An 18,938-nucleotide genomic window follows, 5' to 3' on the forward strand; every position below is an offset into this window, starting at 1 on the left:
GCGCTTCCGGGACTGGTCACGTAGACGTGACCCGACGGCAGCGTCCAGATCACGGTTCCATCGGCCAGCTGCCTATCGCGCCAACCCCAAAACGTCTTGAGCAAGTGATGTTTTCGGCACAGTGCCTTCAAGTTGGACGGATGCGTCAAGCCGCCGTCGGCGTAGGGGACGGTGTGGTCGATGTCGCAGTGAACGGCCGGCTGGTCGCATGCCGGGGCCCGGCAGGTTAAATCCCGGCACCGCACAAAATCGGCCAAGCCGGCCGACGGCGTGTACCGCGGTTCGACGGCTGTCGGAAAGGTCAACGGCAGCAACGTCGCCGACTTGGCCAGCTCCGCGACGACCTGCGGCGGTATCAGCTCGTCTACTCCACCCATGTACCCCGGCGTGGTTCCGGCACCGTCGACGCAGGACCGGTCGGCAACCACATGAATGACTACATTGCGATCGCGCAGGCGGCCGCGCATCTCGGCGCAGCCCGAATCTCCGCAGGTGCACATCATCCGATCGGCGCCCGCGACCAACGCCGTCAGCGCGTCCGCCCGTCGCTGCGCCTTGGTTCGCGGATCAGCCCCACACACGGTGCCCGCAAGCTCATCCAGCCGGCGATCGAGCGCGCTAGCAGTGCTGGCGAATACGTTCCCGTAGACCTCGGCGACGCCCGACAGCGACTGCGACACATTGAGATAGCGGTCCTTGACCTCTTTGTTAGTCCGGCGAATCGCGTCTCGGTCGACCCGCAGAACAATGGTGTCGACCCGCATAGCCAGCCTGCCGCGCGTCAGCGACGGCCAGCGTGGGGCGCGTAGCGCCAGCTGCTCGTCGACAGCAGCCAGTGCCTGCTCGTCGGTGATCAGCGCGGTGCGATGAGCGATCACGTTGAACATGGCGTAGTTGATGTCGCCGGCCGCCAGGCACTCCCCTACTTTGGGGAGGCGCTCGCGCATTACCTCGGCATCGCTCATGTACCTCGAGGCCAAGGCGCGGCTGATCCGAAGGGCTGCAGCCAATTCCGCGGAGATCGCATCCCACACGTCGGTGACCCACTCCGCGCGCTCACCGTGCTGGCGGTAACGCAGTTCCATCAGATCAGCGACCACGTTCAGTCGGCGCCCCGTAGCTTGCGCTTCCCTTCGCGCCGCGTCACAGGCCAGTTCGATCAACGCACCTGACTCACCCGCCGCCGCCAGCTCCACCGATTCGAACATACATTCGATTATAGGAGCCCGGCCGACAAGTTCACGCCTTCGGGCAGAACATGCCGAGTATCTGCTGGCAGTTGCTTCGGTCGATAACGAACGGCCCGGGATCCGCCGGCGGCGGAGGCGGAGGCGGCGTCTCACCCTCGAAGATGTTCTGGGCAACATTCCCCTGGCCAAAGTAGACATACCAGTAGGTGTGGCAGACACTTTCGTCCCACCGGACCGGGTTCGTCACATGATTACCCGTCTGCACCGGCGGGTTCCCCGGGCACCAGTGACACGGGCCTGCTGGATGGTCCTCCGGGCAACCGGGCCAGGCATCCGCCTCGGCAGTACCTGCGGTGACGACCATGCCGGCAGCCAGGGCCGCGGACAAGAGTCCCCCGGCAATGATGTTCTTCAAAGTGCTGTGCATAGCCGAAAACGTAGGCACGACCGCTAGTCAGATTCTTAACGGGCAAACTAGAACGTGTTTCAGAAATGGGGTTCCCCGGCTGCCCTCACCTTGTTACGGTGACGCCCGTGATCCTCGACAAATTCCGACTCGACGACCAAGTCGCCGTCGTCACCGGTGGCGGCCGTGGTCTTGGCGCAGCCATCGCGTTGGCGTTCGCCGACGTCGGCGCCGACGTCGTCATCGCCTCCCGCACCCAATCCGAACTAGAGGCCGTTGCTGAAAAGGTCCGCGCCGCGGGCCGGCGCGCCCACATCGTCACCGCTGATCTGGCCCAGCCCGAGGTCACCGCCGAACTGGCCGGCCAGGCCGTCGAGGCGTTCGGGCGGCTGGACATCGTCGTGAACAACGTCGGCGGCACCATGCCCAACGGGCTGCTGACCACGTCAACGAAGGATCTCAAGAGCGCGTTCACTTTCAACGTCGCCACCGCCCACGCGTTGACCATCGCCGCGGCGCCGCTGATGCTCGAGCACTCCGGCGGCGGCAGCATCATCAACATCACCTCGACGATGGGGCGGGTGGCCGGCCGCGGGTTCGCCGCCTACGGCACCGCCAAAGCTGCACTCGCCCACTACACCCGGCTGGCCGCGCTGGATTTGTGCCCGCGGATTCGGGTCAACGCGATCGCGCCCGGATCGATCGCCACGTCCGCGTTGGACATCGTCGCCTCCAACGACGAGCTGCGCGAGCCGATGGAAAAGGTGACACCGATGCGCCGGCTCGGCGAGCCCGACGAGATCGCGGCTGCCGCAGTATATTTAGCGTCACCGGCGGGTGCCTACCTGACCGGCAAGGTGATCGAAGTCGACGGCGGCATAACCTTTCCCAACCTCGACCTACCGATTCCGGACCTGTGACGATGGCCATTCGCGTCGCGCAGATCGGCACCGGCAACGTCGGCATTCATGCGCTCAAAGCGCTGATCACCAATCCCGACTACGAGCTCACCGGTGTGTGGGTGTCGTCGGATTCCAAAGCCGGCAAAGACGCCGGAGAGCTTGCCGGCCTTGACGTCTCGACCGGTATCACCGCGTCCACCGATCTGGACGCGGTGCTGGCTTCTGGCCCGCAGTGCGCGGTTTACACCGCGATGGCCGACAACCGGCTCCCTGATGCGCTCGACGATTACCGGCGCATCCTGGCCGCCGGGGTGAATGTCGTCGGCAGTAGTGCGGTGTTCCTGCAGTATCCGTGGCAGGTGCTCCCGAAGGAGCTGCTGGCTCCGATCGAGGATGCGGCGCGGGAAGGCAATTCGAGCCTTTTCGTCAACGGCATCGATCCCGGATTCGCCAACGACCTGCTTCCGCTGGCGCTGGCCGGAACATGCCAGAGCGTCCAGCAGATCCGCTGCATGGAGATCGTCGACTACGCCACATACGACAGCGCCACCGTCATGTTCGACGTGATGGGATTCGGCAAGCCGCTCGACGACATCCCAATGCTGCTGCAACCGGGCGTGCTGAGTCTGGCGTGGGGATCGGTGGTGCGCCAACTCGCCGCCGGCCTGGGCGTCGAACTCGACCAGGTCACCGAACGGCACGAGCGGGTGCCGGCGCCCGAGGACTTCGACATCGCCTCGGGACACATCCCCAAGGGCAGTGCTGCGGCGCTGCGATTCGAGGTGCACGGACTAGTCGACGGCAAGCCCGCGGTCGTCCTCGAACACGTCACTCGGTTGCGCGAAGACCTATGCCCCGACTGGCCGCAGCCGGCCCAGCCCGGTGGCTGCTACCGGATCGAGATCACCGGCGAACCGTCTTACGCCATCGACGTCTGCCTGAGCAGTCCGAACGGCGACCACAATCACGCGGGTCTGGTGGCGACGGCGATGCGCGTCGTCAACGCCATCCCCGCCGTCGTTGCCGCTCCCGCCGGGATCCGCACCACGCTGGACCTACCGCTGATCACCGGCCGAGGCCTCTACTCGGCCGGATAGAAGTTTCGGTTAACCTAACTTTCTTATTCGTAGACGGAAAGTGAGTTAGGTGCCCGAGGACACCCGCGCGCGGCCCAAAACCGGGTGGTATCTGCTCGGCCCCGCATTCGTCGCCGCGATTGCCTATGTCGACCCGGGCAACGTGGCCGCGAACATCAGCGCCGGCGCCCAATTCGGCTTCGCGCTGCTGTGGGTGATCGTCCTGGCGAACGTGATGGCTGGGCTCGTCCAGTACCTGTCGGCAAAACTCGGCCTGGTGACCGGGCGCTCGCTGCCCGAGGCGATCGGCAGGAAGCTGAACCGACCGGCCCGACTGGCCTTTTGGATACAGGCCGAGATCGTCGCGATGGCCACCGACGTTGCCGAGGTGATCGGCGGGGCGATTGCCCTGCACATCCTGTTCCGGCTGCCGCTGCTGCTCGGCGGGGTGATTACCGGGTTGGTGTCGCTGCTGCTCCTGCGGATCCAGGACCAGCGCGGCCAACAGATCTTCGAAAGGGTGATCACCGGACTGCTGCTGCTCATCGCCATCGGCTTCACCGCCAGCTTCTTCGTCGCGACACCACCGCCCGGAGATGTCGTGGGCGGGTTGGTGCCGCGATTCCTCGGAAAGGAAAGCGTGCTGTTGGCCGCGGCCATCCTGGGCGCGACGGTGATGCCGCACGCGGTGTATCTGCATTCCGGACTGGCCCGCGACCGGCACGGCCACCCCGATCCCGGCCCGGACCGGCGGCGTCTGCTGCGGGTCACCCGGTTGGACGTCGGGCTGGCGATGGTCGTCGCTGGCGCTGTGAACGCCGCCATGCTGTTGGTCGCTGCACTGAACATGCAGGGCCGAGGCGGCATCGGTTCCATCGAGGCGGCCTACGTCGCCGTGCACGACACGGTGAGTCCATTGATCGCGGTGTTCTTCGCAGTCGGACTGCTGGCTTCCGGCCTGGCGTCGGCATCGGTGGGCGCCTACGCCGGAGCGATGATCATGCAGGGCTTGCTGCATCGCTCGATTCCGATGGTGCTACGAAGGCTGGCGACGCTAACGCCCGCGCTGCTGATCCTTGCGCTGGGTTTTAATCCGACCCGCACGTTAGTGCTGTCGCAGGTCGTCTTGTCCTTCGGCATTCCGTTCGCGCTGCTTCCACTGGTGCGACTGACCGGTAATCGGGCGCTCATGGGAGTCGACGCCAATCACCGCGTCACCACCGCCATCGGCTGGGTCATCGGCGTGCTGATCAGCCTGCTCAACGTGGCGCTGATCTACCTCACGCTCAACGCCAAAGGCTAGGCCAGGCGTCGGAATCCTCGCTTTCCAACCGGTGTTTTCCCCGCCCGCCCAGTTCGATGAGCTCGTCCAGCAGAGCATCCATCTGATCGATCGACGGCATCGCCCCACCGCGCTCGCGGTAGGCACTGCGGACGCTGACCAGCAGCCGCAATTCACGCTCAATCGTGTCCCGGTCCCGGGTGCCGCCCCCGTACGCGCCGCTCATCGGACAATCCTTTCACTCCCAGCGCGGCGCCAACGCAACGAAGCACGGAATTAACCTCGCGGTCACTGCCGGCTCAGAAGTCGTTCGGGGACTTGACGGACCACGCACCGCCCGCTCGCAACCGTCCGAGGCCGAGCAAATAATTCGCTCAGCTAACATCTAAATCGTGACGCAGCGCAGCCGTCATTTCTACTTCGCGTACGGGTCGAACCTGTGCGTGCGGCAAATGGCGCAACGTTGCCCCGACGCCGCCAATCCGCGCCGGGCGGTGCTCGCCGACCACGACTGGCTGATCAATCAGCGCGGGGTTGCCACCGTAGAGCCGTTGCCCGGCACGCAGGTGCACGGAGTCGTCTGGCAGCTGTCCGACCACGATCTAACCGCCTTGGACAGCGCAGAAGGCGTGCCGGTGCGCTATCAGCGCGACCAGTTGACCGTGCAGACCGAAGAAGGACCGTCGGACGCCTGGGTCTACATCGACCACCGGGTGAACCTGGGCCCGCCGCGACCCGGCTACCTGGAACGCATCATCGACGGGGCGCAGCATCACGGGCTGCCCCAGCACTGGATCGACTTCCTGCGCCGATGGGATCCCGCCCGGTGGCCCCGCCCGCGGTCGCGACCGACAACACCTGCGCCGCAATCACTTTCCGAACTGCTCGCCGACCCTGGGGTAACCGAGGCCAGCCGGTTGCGGTCGCGCTTCGGTTTCCTGGCGATTCACGGCGGCGGTCTGGAACAAATGACCGACGTGATCGCCGAGCGCGCCGCCGACGCGGCCGGCGCGTCGGTGTATCTGATCCGGCATCCCGACCGCTATCCACACCACCTGTCGTCGGTGCGCTTTCTCCGCGACGAGTCGGCGCGCCTGGCGGAGTTCCTCGACCACGTCGACGTTGCGGTGTCGTTGCACGGCTACGGCCGGATCGGCCGGGCCACGCAGTTGTTGGCCGGCGGCGGTAACCGCACGTTGGCCACCCACCTGGCCGACCACCTCGAACTGCCCGGCTATCACGTCGTCACTGACCTCGATGAGATTCCCCCCGAGCTGCGTGGACTGCACCCGCAGAATCCGGTCAACCAGACACGGTATGGCGGAACACAATTGGAACTGCCGATCCGGGTCAGGGGCATCAGCCCCCGCAGTCCGCTGCCCGGCGACGACGGTTTGTCGCCGGTGACCGCTGATCTGGTGCAAGGCCTGGCGGCCGCAGCCCGCTGTTGGAAATTACCGTCCAGATAACTAAACAACAGGAGGTGGCCGATGGCCGAACGGGCCTTTCGCTTTTCAATGGGCATTCACTCAGCCAAGTCGCGAACGAAATTGCAGGACAAGGCAAAGCGCTACGAGGACCTCGGCTTCGATGCCCTGCATCTGCCCGATCATCTCGGCGCGCCGGCACCGTTTCCGGTACTGACCGCTATCGCATCCGCGACCTCCACCGTGCGGCTGGGCACCTACGTGCTCAACGCCGGTTTCTACAAGCCCGCTCTGTTGGCTCGCGACGCGGGCGAGGTCGACCAGCTCAGCGACGGCCGCCTCGACCTCGGTCTTGGTGCCGGGTACGTGCGCGAGGAATTCGAGGCTGCCGAGCTGCCGTACCCGACCGCCCGCCAGCGTGTCGACCACCTCGAGCACGTCACCACCTACATGAAGAAACACCTCCCCAAGGTGCCGATCCTGATCGCCGGCAACGGAAATCGGTTGCTCACCATCGCCGCCCAGCACGCCGACATCATCGGGTTGACCGGCGCCAGGTCTGGCGACGCCGCCGACTCGCTCGCCGAGCGCGTCGAATTCGTCCGCAACGCCGCCGGCAGCCGATTCGCCGATCTCGAGTTGAACCTCGCGATCACCGCCGTGCCGTCGGACAATTCCGGGAAACCCGACCTGGCGCTCGTCCGCAGATTCGTGGAGCTGTCCGACGAAGAGTTGCTGGCGCTGCCGTCGGTGCTCAGCGGATCGCCCCACGAGATCGCCGACACGCTGCGCGGCTACCGCGAGAAATATGGGCTGACGTCGTTCACCTTCCAGGAAAATCACGTCGACACCATTGCCAAGGTGATTCCCGAGTTGCGCTGACCGCAGAAATCACACAGCAACCACCTAACGGTTTTCCGTATGGTGGGTTAATGCGCTACAACCCGCCCCCGAACTGGCCAAAGCCGCCCAAAGGTTGGGCGCCGCACGCCGACTGGTCGCCGGATCCGGCCTGGCCGCCGCCACCGCCGGGTTGGCGGCTGTGGGTCGAGGACGATGCCCCGGATGCGAAGTCGGCGCTGGGCCGGCTCAAGCAGGCCGGCGACGACGGCGAATATTTCGGCGACGAGAACGCCTGGGCCGAGGACTCCGGGCCTGCGCCGGCTGACGACGAGCTAGATGCCGTGGTATCGGCGCTTCCTCCGCAGCCGACCGAGGTCGCACCCGAAAACCTTGCGGTGCAACATCTTGGGCAGTACGCCACGGTCAAGTGGAATGACGAACAGCAATACGCCATCGGCACAATCGTCGCGGTCTCTGCCGACACCGAGGCGGTGCACGTCACGCTCGACGGTATCCACGCGCCGATTGCCTTTCCGCGGGAAACGCCGGGCAGCCCACATCTGCTGGTCTGGATTTAAGACCCGCACTCGCCTGACGCCGGCGAGCGGCTAGGTTTAACGATGACTTGAGCCCCCGTAGCTCAGGGGATAGAGCACGGCTCTCCTAAAGCCGGTGTCGCAGGTTCGAATCCTGCCGGGGGCACCAAAGTTTACGCTGGTCAGCGCATGTTTCGTTTCATCTTGCCGGTCCGCTACGGATTGGGCAGTCCAGGTGTTAATGCTCCCGGCAGTCCTGGTGTTAATGGTTCCGGCAGTCCCGGTGCGAATGGTGTCGGTCCCGATGCGGGTGGTGGTGGTTGTGGTCGCGGTATCCGCAGATCCGGCGCTTGTGGTTGCCCACCTGGCGGGATTCCCTCAGTCGGTAAAACCGGCTCGCTCCATAATCCGTTCGGTGCCATGTGGTCTTTGCAGAAATTCGTAGAGTTCATCACCACCATGTAGGTCCTCCACAACCCTGGCGGGTTAGGTGCTGGTGCCATCGAGCCGTCTGGACAACGCCACGTACAACTAAGAGCGCCGATACCGGCGCCACCGAATGCGACGCTACCACCGCCGCTAGCGCCGCCGACAACGCCGTTGACGCCGAAACCACCTGCCTCGCAATGCATATGCGAGCCGTTGATTTCGGTCGGGTAGTCGCAGAACCCACCCTGTGCGAATAATGCGCCGCCACCTGATCCGACGCCAGGATACGGGCAGAGGTCGGCGTGAGCTGATCCGGCCGGAAGAAATATCGACGCACAGAAGCCGAAAGATGCCATTGAAGCGTAGGTGGTGATTTTCTTCATTTTTTCTTCCGATTCACGTGCTCCAAGTTCGGGCCCTACGTGTTCGAATTCTGCTCCGTCGTATCGCCCAATGTCATCCGTTTGATCCAGCTTGCTGAATGAACGAATGCCCAACCCGGGGTTTAGCGATTGTGAGCGCGTGGCCCTGCTTACGGGCTCACCGACGTCGACCCGGCGACGCCCTCGTTGTCAAAGCCCATTGGCTACAAGCCAGCTGTCGATTCGTTCGGCGACTGCCTGCCAGCCGGGCTCAAGCATCATGACGTGCCCCATGTCGGGGAAGATTTCCGCGTCAGCATGGTAAATCCGCGCCACAGCCGACGCGTCCCCGTCGATTCGCGAGCCGTCGTCTTTTGCGCCGAGAACCAGCATCGGCGCTGTCACGAGGCGAGCATCGGGAAGTCGGTTCGCCGCTTCTCGTGCGGCGCGCGTGCTCTCGGGCTCCAAACGAGCCGCACAGGATTTGACGATGGATTCGGGAGTGTGCGCGGAGAATAAAAATTCCCGGGCCAAGGCGGGGGTATTGAATAGATCGACTGGATTACCGAAGGTGTTGCTACGCAGAACAAGCCATGGATGACGGAGCATAGTCCGGAATGCCCATCGTCTTAATCCCTGCGATGTGCCAGGCGCCATGAGAACCCCCGCTGGGGCACGATGCATCTGGAGGTAATTCAGTACGACCCAACAACCCATCGAATGACCGATGAGCACCGGTGGGGAACTCAGCTTGACGACAACAGCGTGGACGTCATTCACGTAATCGGCAAAAGAACACGATTTGAGTGGCTTGGACAAACTGCTGGCACCGTGGCCGCGAAGGCTCAGGGCGACCGCTTGGTAACCCTTATCGGTGAAGAAGTTCAGAAAATGATCGTCCCAGATCCCTGCTGAGCTGCAAGCGCCGTGAACGAAGAGCAACGGAACAGGATGCGATTCGGTGGCAGACCCTTTGTCGATTACTTCAAGCATGGGCCACCCATTCGATGCGTCGCGGCATTCCTCGCATCTTGGCAGGCGCTATGACCTCGAAAGGCTAGATTCGGTCGATTCGCTCGCCGGTACGGTTGTTGGCCGGCAGTCGGCGATTCCGGTGCGGCTACGGGCGGATGACCCCGCGTAGTGGCATCAATCCGAGTTCGTTGTGGCTCATGAACCCCGGCGGTGCATCCACGACTGCGGGAATCGCGTTAGCCGGGCCCATCGCGGTCCAGGTGTAGCCGGGCAACGCGTAGCCGCCGCTTGGATCCTTGGCCCCTTGCAGGATGAGCTCGGTGGACGAGTCGCCTTCGATCACGATGCGGTAGTGGTAATGCTGCGGCCAGTCCTCTTGCGGCTCAATCGCATCGTAGGTGTCCATCGTGTAGATCTCGTGGAAGACGATGAGCGGCTTGTCGTCCACCCACGCCGTCCATTGGTGGTGCTGCCGCGCGACGGTGCCCTCCTTGACCACACCTTTGAACCCCGGCATGTCGCTGGTCTCGCCACCTTCGAACGGAATGTCGCGGGTGGCGACCCCGAGTTCGACTTCGGTCGTGTATCTCTCGACTGTCTTGCCCATTCCCTCGACGATCATCGCCATCGACTGCGCGAACAAGGGCCAAGCCTGCCCGAGCAGATTGGGGCCGTCCTCAAACCCGGCCGGATCACTACCAAAGCCCATCTCGTACAGGTACTTCAGCGTGTCCCGGCCGAAGTTCACCACCTCGTAGATGTGGATGGTGTCGATCTGGCTGACGATGCGGGCCAGCGTCAGAACGAGCAGGTCGCCGGCGAAACCGGGATTGACACCACCAGCATGGAACGAGGTACCGCCCTCGAGGCACGCCGCATGGATCTTGTCGATATCGGCCTGACTGTGTTCGGTCCGGTACCACCATGCGCCACCCGAGGCGACGACGTTCTTGCCTGCGCGCAGCAGACGGCAGACCTCATCGGGGTCAGACCACAACGGCGCATAAAAGACGCAGTCGGCTTCCAGTGCCTCGATCGCATCCTTGTCATTGGTGGCGAACACACCGGTCGGCGCCTTGCCGCAAAGTTCGCCGGCATCCTTGCCGACTTTCTCCGGACGATTGCAGAGCACCCCAACCAGTTCGAAGGCGGGGTTATGGGCAAAATGACGAAGCGCTATCGTTCCGACGTTGCCGACGCCCCACTGGATTACGCGATATTTCTTGCCCACCGGCGACGTGATTGGCTTTGCGTGACCTTGCTCGACCGTCGTCATTACTCCTCCTCCGATTTCACTACCGCTAGTTGATCGACACTCCGGCATCGACTTTGAACTGCAGTCCGGTGACAAAACGCGATTCATCCGAGATCAGGTACAGCACCGCATTGCTGACGTCTACGGGTTCGATGCATGGTGTGGGCATGGCGTTGACGAACATCGGTATCAGGTCCGGACGTTCTTCACCGAGAGTTGCGCCGAACGACGGCGGGACCATTCCGGTGGGCGCCCCGGTGGGATGTACCGAGTTGACCCGAATGCTCTGTGCGGCAAGCTCATTAGCAAGCGCAATCGTCAGACCTACAACGCCGTGTTTGGAAGCAGTGTAGGGGGTTTGAAGCGGGAATCCCTTGATGGCACCGGCCGAGCTGATATTGACCAAGCTGCCGCCACCTTGGACGAGCAGATGCGGTATAGCGACGGCGCAGGTGTTCCACGTCCCGATGAGGTTCACATCGACCACGGTGCGCCAGTGGTCGGAAGTGGTTCTGTCCCAAGGGGCGACGGTAAGGACACCGGCGTTGGCGACGGCGCCGTCCAACCCGCCCAGTTCGTCGACGCCCTCGTCGACCGCCGAGCGCATAGCCGCTTCGTCGCGGACATCAGCGACTCGGCTCACACAGCGGCCGCCGTGCGCGGTGACCAAACGCACCGTCTCGGCCAAGTCGTCCTGGGTGGCCAAGTCGTATTCGATCTCCGGCAGGGACTCACAGAGGTCGATGAGAATGAGATCAGCGCCCTCCTCGGCGAGTCTGACCGCGTGACTGCGCCCCAAACCGCGTGCGGCACCGGTGATCAGCACGCGTTTGCCGGCCGCCCGGCCGCTCGACGGTCTAGGTTCTGTCACCACATCAGTCCGCGAATGATTTCCGCCGCAGGGATGTCTTCGACGGCGATCAGCCCTGCAGGAGCGCGGCAGACCCAGTCGATCGCATTAACCACCCGAGCTGCGGTCGAAAGACACCCCGCTTCGGTGACGTCAAGCCCTGGGTGTGACACATGCGTGTTCAGCTCGACGCGAGGGTCCCCGTCGACCACGACTCGGTGAACGCCAGGACGGCCGTCGGGCGGGTAGAGCCAATCTGGAGCCGAGTCAACGGTGAGCCGCGTGATGTGTTCCATCGTGATTACCGGAGCTCCGTCACGAACCCCTTCGACCGCGAATTTCACGGCAGCCATCTGTCCAGGCTCCACCGTCGCCATCTTGCATTCGATCCGTTTGTCGGTGTACCACGGCTCGATGCGTTGCCGGACCTCATCGAGTTGCACCCCCAGCTGCTCGGCGAGGTTGCGCACTGCTCCGCCCCACATCGTGGTGAGCACACCCGGCAGGAACAGCATCGGCGTATCGTCCTCGGCGCTGACACCGAAACCCATTTGCTTGCCGGTGAATTCGTAGTCGTCGTAGTTGGCGTAGTCGAAGATTTCCTGAACGGTGATCGCCCTGGCCCGGGTAACCAGGCTCAGCGCAGAATGCACCTCGGTGTCGCCGGAGTAGCCAGGATCGATGCCGTTGACATACAGCGAGGCGTTGCCGGCCTCGCAGGCTTGTTGCAGCGGCTCCCGCAGCCAGTCGTCGGCCTGGCGAGGAGTCACCAGCCACACCATCGATGTCGCCACGATATTGATGCCCGCGGAAAGGAACTTCGACATCTGCTCGATGACTTCCATTGGCCGCGTCTCGCCTTGCGCGGTGTACACCACACAGTCGGGCTTCAACGCCATGAGCGCGTCGATGTCATCGGTCGCGATAATGCCGGTCGGCTCACTCAACCCGCACAATTCGGCGGCGTCACGCCCGATCTTGTCCGGGCTGGCTGCGTGCACTCCGACCAATTCCAGATCGGGCCGCCCGATGATCGCCGGCAACGAATGGACGCCGACATTGCCGGTCGAAAACTGAACTACCCTGCGCATCCTGCGTTCGTCCTTGATCAGTAGTCGGGAATCGGCAGCGGCGAGTTGTTGGAGTCGATGCCGCCGTCCACGTGAAAGATCGCGTTGGTCGCGTAACAGTCCCGCGTGGACAGATAAACGCACAGCCGCCCAAGGTCGGCGACGTCGCCCAGGCGGTGCAGCGGTGTCGCCTCCTGCATCTTCTCCTGCGATCCGGGCATCATGTCGAGACTGCCCTGCAGACCGTCGGTCGCGAATGAGCCCAGGGCTATCGCATTGACGCGGATCTTCGGCGCGAGCTCCTGCGCCATCGCGCGGGTAAGGGCCTCAAGGCCGCCTTTCGCGACGCAGTACGCCGTGAGCGCGCGGATGCCGAAACGGGCTGAGCCAGAGGAGATGTTGACGATGTTGCCGTGGCCGGCCTCGATCATGTGCGGCGCCGCAAGCTGGCTCATGATGAACGCCGATGTAACGCACCAGTCGAAAGTGTGACGGAAGTCCTCGTCGGCGATGTCGAGGAAGCGCGCGTATGTCGAACCGCCGACGTTGTTGACCAGGATGTCGATGCGCCCGAAGCTTTCCATGGCTGCAGCGACAACCCGCTCACTGTCCGGACGGCTCATGGCATCCGCGACGAGCGCCAGTCCCCGACCGCCCGCATCTTCGATACCGGCGATGGTTCCGCGGATATCGGATTCCGTACGCGCGGTGCCGACTACGGTTGCGCCCGCCTCCGCCAGGACCCTTGCAATGCCCTGCCCGACGCCCTTCCCGGCGCCGGTAACGATCGCGACTTGGCCTTCCAGATTGAATTGTTCAAGCGCCATCCCAATCCTCTCGCCCGCGTCGTGTGCTCATCTAACAAATAAAACTGACTAAAGTCAACGGAATGAAACGCGCAGGCCGCCGCCCCGGCGGCTATTCTGCACACGGGGTAGGGGACCCGGATCAGAGGAAACGCACTATGGCAACGGTGGAAAAGCCGTCGGCGCGTGAGACCAAGCGCCTGCAGACCCGAGAGCGCCTGCTGGGCGCTGCCATCGCCGAGTTCAAACGGGGCGGCATGGCAGACGCCGACGTCGGCTCGATTGTTACGGCCGCCGGAGTCGCACACGGTACTTTCTTCTTTCATTTCCCGACGAAGGAACATGTGCTGTTGGAACTCGAACGGCGCGAAGAGGAACGCATCGCCAAACAGCTAGACCGTTATGTGGGCGCTTCGCACGACCTGTCGTCCACCCTCAAAGAGGCGGTTCGACTGATCCTGGGCCTGGAGCGCCGCCTCGGCGCGAGTCTCTTCAAAGACTTTCTTGCTCTGCACTTCTCACAAACCCGTCCCACGGACGAAAGCAAAGAGCATCCGGTCATCGTGCGGGTCGCCCAAGAGATCGAGCGGGCCCAACGCTTGGGTCACGTTGCACCGGAGGTCGTTCCGGTAAACAGCGCCGTTTTTTTCTTGCTGGGTCTTTACGCGCTGTTGACCACGACGCACGACTGGCCTACGCAGAGCGCGATGCTCGACGACTACGTGGCCAGCACGCTACGCAGCCTCCAACGCAGTAACTGATTGACGACAGTCAGTCTCTGCGAGAAGATCGGGCCAGCCGATCGGTAGGAGGAGTCCTTGAATCCGCCCACATTGACCACCGCGGGCAGTCAGCTCGACCAACACTTCGAGCAGTCGCAGCTCGCACAGCGGCAGGCCGACAAGTGGCTCATCTCGGGCAGTATCCTCATCGGCACCGCGGCCCTGGGCATCTTCGGCCTGCCACTGTTTCTCCGCGGTGTGTGGTTGCAGCGCAAGGCGCAGCGCGACGGCCTATCGGTCCGCCCGATGCTGGTGACGCTGCTTGGTTACCTGGTCATCATTGACGCCGCCATCAACACGGTGGGATGGGCGCTCGACCTGGTCGCCAATCACACCATCCTGGCCCGAATCTTGTTGAACGGCTGGGGCGCAATGTTCGACGCCGGCTACTTCTGGCACTACAACGAGCTGTGGGTCGGCGGTGCGGCCGGGCCAGGCGAGAAAGCCCTCGAAGTGGGTCTGATCCTGACGGTGTTCACCATGCGGATCGCGGCCGCGATCGGTTTCCTGCAGATGAAGCGCTGGGGCCACCAGTGGATGGTGATCACCTGCTGGATGGGTGTGCTGATCTGGTGCGTCTACGTCTTCAACATGACGATGTTCGCGGATGTGCGCTACGCGGGCGTCATCTTCCCCGTCGTCGGCTGGTGGCTCTACGACATCTTCTACATCACGCCGTTTCTGGCGATTCCCTATCTGCACACCGTCAACCGCGAGATCTTCACCGACTGACCGGTCATTATTGACTCTAATCATTGACTCTGGTCAGTAATCGCGCTACAAAGGCTAGACCATGACGCCACAGGTCAGGGCCACGGCACGCGAGGTGCGTCGGCGACAAACCCGGGAGCGCATACTCGGTGCGGCGATCACCGAGTTCAAGCGTTCGGGCATGGCAGGCGCCGATGTCAACGCGATCGTGGCGGCGGCGGGCGTCGCGCACGGAACGTTCTTCTTCCACTTCCCCAGCAAGGAGCATGTGCTTCTTGATCTGGAGTTCCGGGAAGAAGCACGCATCGCCGCGGAATTCGCCAAATATCTCGGGGACGCACACGGGCTTGCTGCCGCGTTGACCGAAGTGGTCCATCTCGTGGCCGGCTTGGAGCAGCGGCTCGGGCCACTGCTCTTCAAAGAGCTACTGGCGCTGCATTTCTCGCCGACACGCCCCAATAAGGACGACTGGAGCGATCATCCCGTGATCGTTCTGCTCGTTGATGAGATCGAGCGGGCGCGCGGCGATGGCGAAGTACATCCGGAAGTGGACGCCTTCTACAGTGCGACGTTCTTCCTGCTCGGCATCTACGGCGTCCTCACCAGCACCGACAACGCCGACAACCGCGACACGATGCTGACCAAGCTGATCGCCACCGCTGTGCGCGGTCTGGAAGTCCGATGACGCGGGCGCGCATGCCACAACCCGTCAACAAGGAGGTCTGAAGTGGACTGGATCTGGGAGATACTGCGCTACGTCGCAGCTTGGGGAGGCACGGGACTGGTCATCTGGTTCTGGTACTGGATGTTCTCGAATCTCGGGACGTTCTGAGCGTCGATGATCGAGCTTTCCGACGCACACGCAATGGCGATCGAACGCAGTTGCGCGGTCACGGCTGTCGCCTTGAGCGGGCGACGTCGCGAGGGTGTGCGTCTGGTGACCGGTGAGCATCGCGGCTTCAGCCTGAGCTCACAGCTCGATTTCGTGCACGTCCCGTATCCATCGATCGCAAGGGACTGGACGCGCAGGACTCTGACATGCGGTGTAGCGCTTCAATGTTCACCGTCAAAGGAGCGACTCGCAACGTTTCGACTGAATGAGCTGTCGTCGCGTGAACTACGTGCGATCACTCTCGTCGAGGCCAGCGTGGCCCTGGGTTGGATCGCCTCGAACTGGCCCGGGCTGCTCGTGGAAGCACATCGGGTGCTGCCGGACCTCCCGGCGTTGCCCGCCGATACGGACGCCGGCGAGATGGTCAACCGCGCAATCTCGATGTCGCGCGGCGCCGCACCGCTGAGCGTCCATCCACTTTTGGGCCGATTGCCCCTGGTCTACACAGCGCCTCAGGGTCTGTCCGACAAGTTGCGTCGCAGCTTCGGAAGAATGCCGTGGACCACAACGCAGAAGCGCCTGCCACGTCCGTACTCCGTTCCGGTCGGGGGCGACGGCGGCGTGCGCAACCCCAACCTCCCGCCGCCCAGCAGACCTCAGGACAACGACCTAGACATCACTCCAGAACACCGCCCGGGCATCCCCTATCCCGAATGGAATTCCTGGACAAAGAGTTTCATGCGAGACCATGTTGCGGTTCTCGAGCGCTCGCACGCCAGCACGACTCGTTCACCGGCTCCCGTATCCGCCGAGCTGCGGAAGTGGTTTGAAGAACACACCCACCGGGCGATGAAAGGTCGCCTCGAGGACGGCTCTGACCTGGACGTCGAGCAGTACGTGCGTCATTACATCGACGTCGCGACCGGCGACGCGCTCGAACCGCGCATCTTTCGCGACCTGTTGCCCATCAGCCGCGACGTCACAACCGCGCTATTGCTGGACGGCAGTTCGTCATTGGGTGTGCACGGCGGACGGATCTTCAAGCTGGAGTTGGCCTGCGCCGATGCTCTGTCGAAAGCGATGACGCTCGCGCGGGAGCGCCACGGAATCTTCGTGTTCACCGGCAACACGCGACACCGCGTCGAAGTGAACTGCCTCAAGGACTTCGAGGATCGGCGATTCGTGCCGCCAGGGCGACTAGGTCTGGCCACCGGCGGCTACACCAGACTCGGCGCGCCCCTGCGCCACTTGACCAGTCGGCTTCTTGCGCGACCCTCCGAGCGGCGGCTGCTCATCGTGATCGGCGACGGCCTGATCTCCGACGAGGGCTACGAGGGTCGCTATGCGTGGGCCGACGTCGCGCACGCTGTCGAGGAAGCGAACGACGCGGGCGTCTCCGTCTATTACTTAGGTGTCGGACCGACCCGCGTCGACCCGCTTCCAGAGGTCTTCGGACCCCGTCGCTCCCAACGCATCCGGCGAGTTGAGGAGCTTCCGCGGGTATTGGCCCACGTTCACCGTGAGCTGGTAAGCGCATGACCACCGACACCTATTACTCGAACGGCAACGAAGTCCAGTTGTTCGAGCAGGCCTATCAGCAACGGCTGCCGGTGATGCTCACCGGCCCGACCGGCTGCGGCAAGACACGGCTGGTCGAGCACATGGGCCTACTGCTGAGCCGACCCGTGGTCACTATCAGCTGCCATGACGACTTGACCAGTTCGGACCTCGTGGGCAGATTCATGGTGACGGGTGGAGATGTGGTGTGGACCGACGGCCCCTTGACCCGGGCGGTGAAAGCCGGCGCGATCTGCTACCTGGATGAGGTCGTCGAAGCTCGGCACGACTCGCTGGCCATCCTGCATTCGCTGACCGACCACCGCCGTGCGCTCTACCTCGACCGGGCTGACGAAGTGGTCAAAGCGCCCGAAACCTTCATGCTCGTCTGCTCCTATAACCCGGCCTACCGCAGTTCCCTGAAGGAGCTCAAGCCGTCGTTCCGCCAGCGGTTCGTCACACTTCCGATGAGGTACCTGCCCGCGGACCGCGAAGCCGAGGTGATCGTCGCCGAAGCGGGCATCGAGCTTTCGACCGCGAGCAGGCTCGTTGCCTGCGCCACCGCCATCCGGACCGCCGACCACGCGTTTCACTTCGAGCCGCCGTCGACCCGCGTCCTGGTCACCGCCGCACAGCTGATCGCTTCTGGTGCAAGCGAATTAGAGGCGGCCGAAGCCTGCATCCTCGCACCACTGTCGACCGACGGTGCCATCAATGACGGCTTACGCGAGGTCGCGGTCGCCAGCCTCGCGCCCACCGACAGCTCGCGCACGCCTCACTAGCACAACTGCGAAAGGAGCCACGACTATGGATCAGAAGGAACGACAGCGCAAGAAGGCGCTCATCATCTTGCAGATCGTCATCTACGGCTACCTGCTGCTGATGTTTGGAATTCAGCTCTACATGTCCTTCGCGCGCGGCTGGTGGGAATTGTGAATGTTCCGCTGCTGAACCGACGCCCCGATGATCCGGTCAGCCTCGAGGACCATCACGACGAATCCCGTCTGGCACAGCGCCGGGCGGACAAGTGGATGATCGTCGGCGCAGCTCTGATGGGGATGTGGGCGCCGGGCCTGATCGGCTTCCCCATCTTCATGCGCGGAGTCTGGCTGCAGCGCCAGGCTTTACGAGCAGGTCTGTCGGTGCGGCCGATGATCGTCACCTTGATCGGTTATCTGGTGCTGATCGACGGCACACTCAACAGCCTGGGCTGGGCCTTGGACCTGGTCGCCAACCACACGTTGATCAACCGGGTGCTGATGGTCGGCTGGGGCAACATGTTCGACGCCGGTTACTTCTGGCACTACAACGAATTGTGGGTCGGCGGCGCCGCCGGCCCCGGCGAGAAAGCCTATGTGGCCGGGCTGATCCTGACGGTGTTCGCGATGCGCTGTGCCGCCGCGATCGGTTTCCTGCAAATGAAGCGGTGGGGCCACCAATGGATGATCATCACCTGCTGGATGGGCGTGGTGATCTGGTGCGCCTACGTGTTCAACATGACCATGTACGCCGACGTGCGCTATGCGGGCGTGGTCTTCCCCGTCATCGGCTGGTGGCTCTACGACATCTTCTACATCACCCCGTTCCTGGCCATCCCGTATCTGCACACAGTCAACCGCGAAATCTTCACCGACTGAACACTTTTAA

The 18,938-nt window shown here is 63.4% G+C and carries 21 protein-coding genes and 1 tRNA gene; 14 read left to right on the top strand and 8 right to left on the bottom strand.

Annotated features, from left to right (window positions below; all coding sequences use genetic code 11):
• Together VN856_RS17510 and VN856_RS17515 are read right to left on the bottom strand one after the other, a co-directional pair.
• The coding region (locus VN856_RS17510; RefSeq protein WP_325691233.1) for an HNH endonuclease signature motif containing protein at positions 1–1,208 on the bottom strand (1,208 nt) is incomplete at its 3' end.
• Between the two features lie 31 nt (positions 1,209–1,239).
• On the bottom strand, positions 1,240–1,617 hold the full coding sequence (locus tag VN856_RS17515; RefSeq protein ID WP_325691235.1) for a hypothetical protein: 378 nt from the start codon (positions 1,615–1,617) through the stop codon (positions 1,240–1,242).
• A gap of 107 nt (positions 1,618–1,724) precedes the next feature.
• Between VN856_RS17515 and VN856_RS17520 the strand changes: the two genes are divergently transcribed.
• Genes VN856_RS17520 through VN856_RS17530 form a run of 3 tightly spaced genes read left to right on the top strand, consistent with a single transcriptional unit; the run spans position 1,725 to position 4,877 of the window.
• Positions 1,725–2,516, top strand: a complete 792-nt coding sequence (locus VN856_RS17520; RefSeq protein WP_325691237.1) for an SDR family oxidoreductase — start codon at positions 1,725–1,727, stop codon at positions 2,514–2,516.
• A 2-nt stretch (positions 2,517–2,518) separates the two neighbouring features.
• Positions 2,519–3,595, top strand: coding sequence for a diacylglycerol kinase (locus VN856_RS17525; RefSeq protein WP_325691239.1), 1,077 nt, complete (start codon positions 2,519–2,521; stop codon positions 3,593–3,595).
• 49 nt (positions 3,596–3,644) lie between these two features.
• Positions 3,645–4,877: an Nramp family divalent metal transporter gene (locus tag VN856_RS17530; RefSeq protein WP_325691241.1), complete on the top strand. Its 1,233-nt coding sequence runs from the start codon at positions 3,645–3,647 to the stop codon at positions 4,875–4,877.
• Here VN856_RS17530 and VN856_RS17535 read toward each other — a convergent pair.
• Entirely contained in the window at positions 4,861–5,082 is a 222-nt protein-coding gene (locus tag VN856_RS17535) for a hypothetical protein (protein WP_325691243.1), read from the bottom strand. The genes VN856_RS17530 and VN856_RS17535 overlap by 17 nt on opposite strands.
• A 166-nt stretch (positions 5,083–5,248) precedes the next feature.
• On the opposite strand from VN856_RS17535, the gene VN856_RS17540 reads away from it, so the two are divergent.
• The 4 genes from VN856_RS17540 (at position 5,249) to VN856_RS17555 (ending at position 7,831) form a co-directional block, all read left to right on the top strand.
• Complete coding sequence (locus tag VN856_RS17540; protein ID WP_325691244.1) at positions 5,249–6,325, top strand: poly-gamma-glutamate hydrolase family protein; 1,077 nt, start codon at positions 5,249–5,251, stop codon at positions 6,323–6,325.
• Positions 6,326–6,346: 21 nt separating this feature from the next.
• Positions 6,347–7,165 carry an LLM class F420-dependent oxidoreductase gene (locus VN856_RS17545; protein WP_325691246.1) on the top strand — a complete coding sequence of 273 codons (819 nt, stop codon included), beginning with the start codon at positions 6,347–6,349 and terminating at the stop codon, positions 7,163–7,165.
• 50 nt (positions 7,166–7,215) lie between these two features.
• Complete coding sequence (locus VN856_RS17550; protein ID WP_325691248.1) at positions 7,216–7,704, top strand: hypothetical protein; 489 nt, start codon at positions 7,216–7,218, stop codon at positions 7,702–7,704.
• A 51-nt stretch (positions 7,705–7,755) separates the two neighbouring features.
• A tRNA-Arg gene (locus VN856_RS17555) sits at positions 7,756–7,831 on the top strand.
• An 832-nt stretch (positions 7,832–8,663) separates the two neighbouring features.
• On the opposite strand, the gene VN856_RS17560 is transcribed toward VN856_RS17555, so the two are convergent.
• The 5 genes from VN856_RS17560 to VN856_RS17580 all read right to left on the bottom strand — a co-directional run bounded on the left by VN856_RS17560 (position 8,664) and on the right by VN856_RS17580 (position 13,430).
• Positions 8,664–9,446 (bottom strand): alpha/beta hydrolase, encoded by a 783-nt coding sequence (locus tag VN856_RS17560; RefSeq protein WP_325691250.1) that lies wholly within the window; start codon positions 9,444–9,446, stop codon positions 8,664–8,666.
• Positions 9,447–9,573: 127 nt separating this feature from the next.
• A complete protein-coding gene (locus VN856_RS17565) occupies positions 9,574–10,704 on the bottom strand; it encodes a dihydrodipicolinate reductase (protein WP_325691252.1) in 1,131 nt (376 codons plus the stop codon).
• Between the two features lie 25 nt (positions 10,705–10,729).
• The gene (locus VN856_RS17570) at positions 10,730–11,509 is read right to left on the bottom strand and encodes a mycofactocin-coupled SDR family oxidoreductase (RefSeq protein WP_414686986.1); all 780 of its coding nucleotides are present in this window, start codon (positions 11,507–11,509) and stop codon (positions 10,730–10,732) included.
• 41 nt (positions 11,510–11,550) lie between these two features.
• Positions 11,551–12,624: a dihydrodipicolinate reductase gene (locus VN856_RS17575; protein WP_325691256.1), complete on the bottom strand. Its 1,074-nt coding sequence runs from the start codon at positions 12,622–12,624 to the stop codon at positions 11,551–11,553.
• A gap of 17 nt (positions 12,625–12,641) precedes the next feature.
• A complete protein-coding gene (locus VN856_RS17580; RefSeq protein WP_325691257.1) occupies positions 12,642–13,430 on the bottom strand; it encodes an SDR family NAD(P)-dependent oxidoreductase in 789 nt (262 codons plus the stop codon).
• A gap of 137 nt (positions 13,431–13,567) precedes the next feature.
• Here VN856_RS17580 and VN856_RS17585 point away from each other — a divergent pair, with 137 nt between their 5' ends.
• From VN856_RS17585 to VN856_RS17615, 7 genes are all read left to right on the top strand, one after another.
• Positions 13,568–14,170, top strand: coding sequence for a TetR/AcrR family transcriptional regulator (locus tag VN856_RS17585; RefSeq protein WP_325691259.1), 603 nt, complete (start codon positions 13,568–13,570; stop codon positions 14,168–14,170).
• A gap of 57 nt (positions 14,171–14,227) precedes the next feature.
• Positions 14,228–14,923, top strand: a complete 696-nt coding sequence (locus tag VN856_RS17590; RefSeq protein WP_325691261.1) for a hypothetical protein — start codon at positions 14,228–14,230, stop codon at positions 14,921–14,923.
• Positions 14,924–14,984: 61 nt separating this feature from the next.
• Positions 14,985–15,587: a TetR/AcrR family transcriptional regulator gene (locus tag VN856_RS17595; protein ID WP_325691263.1), complete on the top strand. Its 603-nt coding sequence runs from the start codon at positions 14,985–14,987 to the stop codon at positions 15,585–15,587.
• Positions 15,588–15,740: 153 nt separating this feature from the next.
• Positions 15,741–17,273 (top strand): MorD protein, encoded by a 1,533-nt coding sequence (locus VN856_RS17600; RefSeq protein ID WP_325691265.1) that lies wholly within the window; start codon positions 15,741–15,743, stop codon positions 17,271–17,273.
• Positions 17,270–18,073, top strand: coding sequence for a CbbQ/NirQ/NorQ/GpvN family protein (locus tag VN856_RS17605; protein WP_325691267.1), 804 nt, complete (start codon positions 17,270–17,272; stop codon positions 18,071–18,073). The genes VN856_RS17600 and VN856_RS17605 overlap by 4 nt, the downstream gene beginning before the upstream one ends.
• Before the next feature lie 25 nt (positions 18,074–18,098).
• Positions 18,099–18,227 (top strand): hypothetical protein, encoded by a 129-nt coding sequence (locus VN856_RS17610; RefSeq protein WP_264072759.1) that lies wholly within the window; start codon positions 18,099–18,101, stop codon positions 18,225–18,227.
• Positions 18,224–18,928: a hypothetical protein gene (locus tag VN856_RS17615; RefSeq protein WP_414686985.1), complete on the top strand. Its 705-nt coding sequence runs from the start codon at positions 18,224–18,226 to the stop codon at positions 18,926–18,928. Before VN856_RS17610 ends, VN856_RS17615 begins: the two co-directional genes overlap by 4 nt.
• Positions 18,929–18,938 lie beyond the last annotated feature (10 nt).

Source organism: Mycobacterium sp. (assembly GCF_035603715.1).
Classification (GTDB): domain Bacteria; phylum Actinomycetota; class Actinomycetes; order Mycobacteriales; family Mycobacteriaceae; genus Mycobacterium.